This is a genomic window from Accumulibacter sp., from assembly GCF_031732815.1.
GTDB lineage: Bacteria > Pseudomonadota > Gammaproteobacteria > Burkholderiales > Rhodocyclaceae > Accumulibacter.
Map to the genome: position 1 here is coordinate 36,810 of NZ_JAVMKF010000063.1, position 4,054 is coordinate 40,863.

At 65.5% G+C, this 4,054-nt stretch carries 6 protein-coding genes; all 6 read left to right on the plus strand.

Features of this window, described 5'->3' with window-relative positions; genetic code table 11:
• On the plus strand, window positions 1-306 hold a 306-nt coding region (locus RKP46_RS05520), incomplete at its 5' end, for an amidohydrolase family protein (RefSeq protein ID WP_311105703.1).
• A gap of 99 nt (window positions 307-405) precedes the next feature.
• Entirely contained in the window at window positions 406-1,080 is a 675-nt protein-coding gene (locus RKP46_RS05525) for an OmpA family protein (protein WP_311105704.1), read from the plus strand.
• A gap of 179 nt (window positions 1,081-1,259) precedes the next feature.
• Window positions 1,260-1,958, plus strand: a complete 699-nt coding sequence (gene ubiG / locus RKP46_RS05530; RefSeq protein ID WP_311105705.1) for a bifunctional 2-polyprenyl-6-hydroxyphenol methylase/3-demethylubiquinol 3-O-methyltransferase UbiG — start codon at window positions 1,260-1,262, stop codon at window positions 1,956-1,958.
• Complete coding sequence (locus RKP46_RS05535; protein WP_311105706.1) at window positions 1,951-2,607, plus strand: HAD-IA family hydrolase; 657 nt, start codon at window positions 1,951-1,953, stop codon at window positions 2,605-2,607. Before ubiG ends, RKP46_RS05535 begins: the two co-directional genes overlap by 8 nt.
• A gap of 64 nt (window positions 2,608-2,671) precedes the next feature.
• A complete protein-coding gene (locus RKP46_RS05540; protein WP_311105707.1) occupies window positions 2,672-3,103 on the plus strand; it encodes a CbiX/SirB N-terminal domain-containing protein in 432 nt (143 codons plus the stop codon).
• Complete coding sequence (gene tsaA, locus RKP46_RS05545; protein WP_311105708.1) at window positions 3,100-3,840, plus strand: tRNA (N6-threonylcarbamoyladenosine(37)-N6)-methyltransferase TrmO; 741 nt, start codon at window positions 3,100-3,102, stop codon at window positions 3,838-3,840. The genes RKP46_RS05540 and tsaA overlap by 4 nt, the downstream gene beginning before the upstream one ends.
• Window positions 3,841-4,054 lie beyond the last annotated feature (214 nt).

The window sequence follows — 4,054 nt, forward strand, 5'->3', positions numbered from 1 at the left end:
GTCGATGCGCATCACGTTCTGCACATGGCGACGCTCGGCGGCGCCCGCGCGCTCGGTTTGGACGGCGAGATCGGCTCGATCACCGTCGGCAAGGCAGCCGACCTGTGTGCCGTCGATCTCGCCGACATTGCCCTGGTTCCGTGTTATGACCCGGTTTCGCATCTGACCTATGCGGCCGGCCGCGAACACGTTTCGGATGTCTGGGTGGCCGGGCGGCAGCGCGTCGAGGGCGGGCAACTGATTGAAAACAACGAAACTGGATTGATCAGACTGGCGTTGTTGTGGCAAAATAAAATCCGTCGCTGACACGTTCATGTCACGGTCATGTCAAGTTCATGTCAACAACGAAGCATTACAGGCTATGCGGGCCGGTTCCGCGAGCTTCAACTAACGAGGGAAACCCAGATGAAGAGAACTGCAAGATACTCCGCGATGGCCTTGATTGCCGCTGCTCTCGGCTTTGGCGCTACGCTGGCTCAGGCGCAAACCTCGGCGGATCGCGTGTACGTGATCGACCCACGCGGCGAGGTCGTCGTCAGTGGCAACGGCTTGTGCTGGCGCACGGGTTTCTGGACGCCGGCCGCCGCCGCCAAGGATCCGGCGGGTTGCAAGTGCGACCGCGATCTGCTGCCGAAGGAGGTCTGCGATCCAGCTCCGGCGGCCCGGGCGATGGGCGCTGCCGCGCCGGCAGCCAAACCGTCGGGCGACAAGATCAGCCTCGCCGCCGATGCGCTGTTCGACTTCAATAAGGCGACGCTGCGTCCGGAAGGCATGCGCAAGCTCGACGAAGTCGCCGCCAAGGCGAAGGACGTCAAGCTTGAGGTGATTACGGCCGTTGGTCATACCGACCGCATCGGTTCCGATTCGTACAATCAGGCCTTGTCCGAGCGGCGTGCGGCAGCGGTCAAGAGCTACCTGGTCAGCAAGGGTATCGAGGCCAACCGCGTCTACACCGAAGGCAAGGGCAAGAAGCAGCCGGTGACCAAGCCCGGTCAGTGCCAGGGACCGAAGAGCAAGAAAGTGATCGACTGCCTGCAGCCCGATCGCCGCGTCGATATCGAACTGATCGGCACCAAGTAAACGCCGATGGTTGTGATGGAAAGCCCTGCTCCAGCAGGGCTTTTTCTTTTGCCTGCTCCAGCAGGGCTTTTTCTTTTGCCTGCTCCAGCAGGGCTTTTTCTTTTGCCTGCCTCGGTAGCGCTACGTCTCTGGTACGCAGCTCGCCCACCGTTTCGACCCGCCGCCTGATCAGTCCTGCCATGCTCAACGCCGACCCGACCGAACTCGAAAAATTCAGCCAGCTTGCGCATCGCTGGTGGGATCCCGGCAGCGACTTCAAGCCGCTGCATGACATCAATCCTTTGCGCTTGGCCTGGATCGACGGCCATTGCGGACTCGCTGGGAAGACAGTGCTCGATGTCGGTTGCGGGGGCGGTCTGCTCTCGGAAGCCATGTCGGCGCAGGGCGCACGGGTTACCGGCATCGACCTTTCCGATCAGGCGTTGAGCGTCGCCCGCCTGCATCTGCTCGAAAGCGGTCGCCAGGTCGACTATCGCAAGGTTTCGGCGGAAGACCTGGCAACGCAGGAAGCCGGCGCCTTTGATGTCGTCACCTGCATGGAAATGCTCGAGCATGTGCCTGATCCGGCGAGTACCGTTGCCGCTTGCGCTACCCTCGCGCGGCCCGGTGGACATGTCTTCTTCTCTACGATCAACCGCAACCCGAAGGCCTATCTGCTCGCCGTGATCGGCGCCGAGTATGTCCTGCGCATGTTGCCGCGCGGCACCCACGACTACGCCAGGTTCATCAAGCCGTCTGAACTGGTGCGCTGGGCGCGACTGGTCGGCCTCGTTCCGGACGACTTGCGGGGGATGAGCTACAATCCGCTGACTGGTCGCTATGCGCTCGGCGACGACAGCGACGTCAACTATCTCGTGCACGCGCTGAAGGATGTTTGAAGCGGTCCTTTTCGACCTCGACGGCACTTTTGCCGACACCGCTCCCGATCTGGCGGCGGCGCTCAACCGCCTGCGTGAGGATCTGGACTTGGCACCGGTCCCCGCCGGCCAACTGCGCTCCTATACCTCGCAGGGAGTGCGCGGCATGCTCAAGGCCGGACTCGACCTGTACCCGGGCGATGCGTCCTACGCCGAGTCGTACCAGCGCTTCCTGCAGTACTACAGCCAGGACATCTGCGTGTCGACCACCGTCTTCGCCGGCGTGGACGAAGTCCTCTGCCGGCTCGAGGAACGGGCGGCGCCGTGGGGAATCGTTACCAACAAGGCGCAGCGTTTCACCTTGCCGCTGCTCGACCGCCTGGGCTACGCCAAGCGCGCGGCGTGCATCGTCAGCGGCGATTCGGCGCCGCGCGCCAAGCCGGCAGCGCAGCCGATGCGGCTGGCGTGCACACTGATCGCGCGCGAACCGGCGTGCTGCCTCTACGTCGGCGACGACCCGCGCGACATCGAGGCCGGTCGGGCTGCCGGGATGGTCACCGTCGCCGTGCGCTACGGCTACCTCGGTGACGGCCCGCCGATCGAAAGCTGGGGTGCCGATCACGTGGTCGATTCTGCGGTCGAGATCATGGCCCTGGCCGAGTGCCGATGAGCTTGTCGCGATGCCTGCCTTGCCGGCGAGCGCTGCCGTTTGGCGGACGGCGCGGGGGTGCCAGATGAGCGATCACGCAGCCGCGCCGACTGCCCCCGACGCGGCTGGCCGCCTGACCGTGCGCCGCGCGCTTGTCCTCTTTGCGCATGGCGCGCGCGATCCAGAGTGGGCGCAGCCGCTGCGTCGGGTGCGCGCGGCGGTGCATGCGGCGGCGCCTGACCTGCGGGTCGACCTGGCGTTTCTCGAGTTCATGCAGCCCGATCTGGCGACTTGCTTCGACCGTCTGGTCGCTGACGGCTACCGGCATGTCATCGTGCTGCCCATGTTCCTCGCCCAGGGCGGCCATCTGAAGCGCGACGTACCCTTGCTCATCAGCGACTTGCAACGGCGCAACCCGACGGTGCGTTGCGAGCTGGCGACGGCGATCGGCGAAGCGCCAGACGTCGTCCAGGCGATGGCCAGCCATGCGCTGGCGCTGCTCGAGCACAAGCGGTGAGCGGCGAGCCGCCGCCGATCGAGGTAGCGGCGGCGGATTCACCTGCTTTCCGCCTGCGTCCGATCGGTTACCTGGCGACTCCTTTTCGTGATCGCTTCGGCATTCCGCGCCAGCCGCGCCTGGCGCCGCACGCCTGCGGCACGCTGCGCCTGCTGCCCCCGTGCGACCGGGCCGAAGCCGTGCGCGGTCTGGACGCGTTCTCGCATGTCTGGCTGACTTTTCTCTTTCACCGGAGCGCCGGCAGATGGAGCCCGACCGTCCGCCCGCCGCGCCTCGGTGGCAACCAGCGGGTCGGCGTGTTCGCCAGTCGCAGCCCTTTCCGGCTCAATCCACTCGGTTTGTCTCTGGTCGAGTTGCGTTCGCTCGATACGCGCGACGGTGTCGTGCTCACCTTCGCCGGTGTCGACCTGTTGGACGGAACACCGATTCTCGATATCAAACCGTATCTTCCTTTCGTCGACCGCGAGGACGAGGCGCGTGCCGGCTTCGTCGCCGGGCCACCGGTCAGGTTGCCGGTCGATTTCAGCGCCCGCGCGCTTGGCCAGTTGCCCTGCCACGCAGAGCGCTGGCCCGACCTGGCGGCGCTGCTCGACGAGGTTCTCGCCTACGATCCGCGCCCGGCGTACGCTACCGATCCGCTGCGCATTTACGGCTTTCGGCTCTACGATCTGGAGATTCAGTGGCGGTGCACGGGTGAGCGGGCGATCGTCGAGCAGATTCTGCCGGCGGCCGATTGATCGCGCTGGCTGCGCGTGCGGCTTGTGTCGGCGAGCAGCATGCGGCTGCGTTATCCTATGCGTGTCCCGCTGCGTCGACGGCGGCGTTGTCGCTGCCGACTGCTTTCCTCGCGCCCGATGATCGCCGCGCGGCTGCTTGCGGCGGGAATCGTCGGAACTGGAGAACCCGCATGCAAAAGCCACTTGCCACCGTCGCCGTGCTGGCGCTGATCGC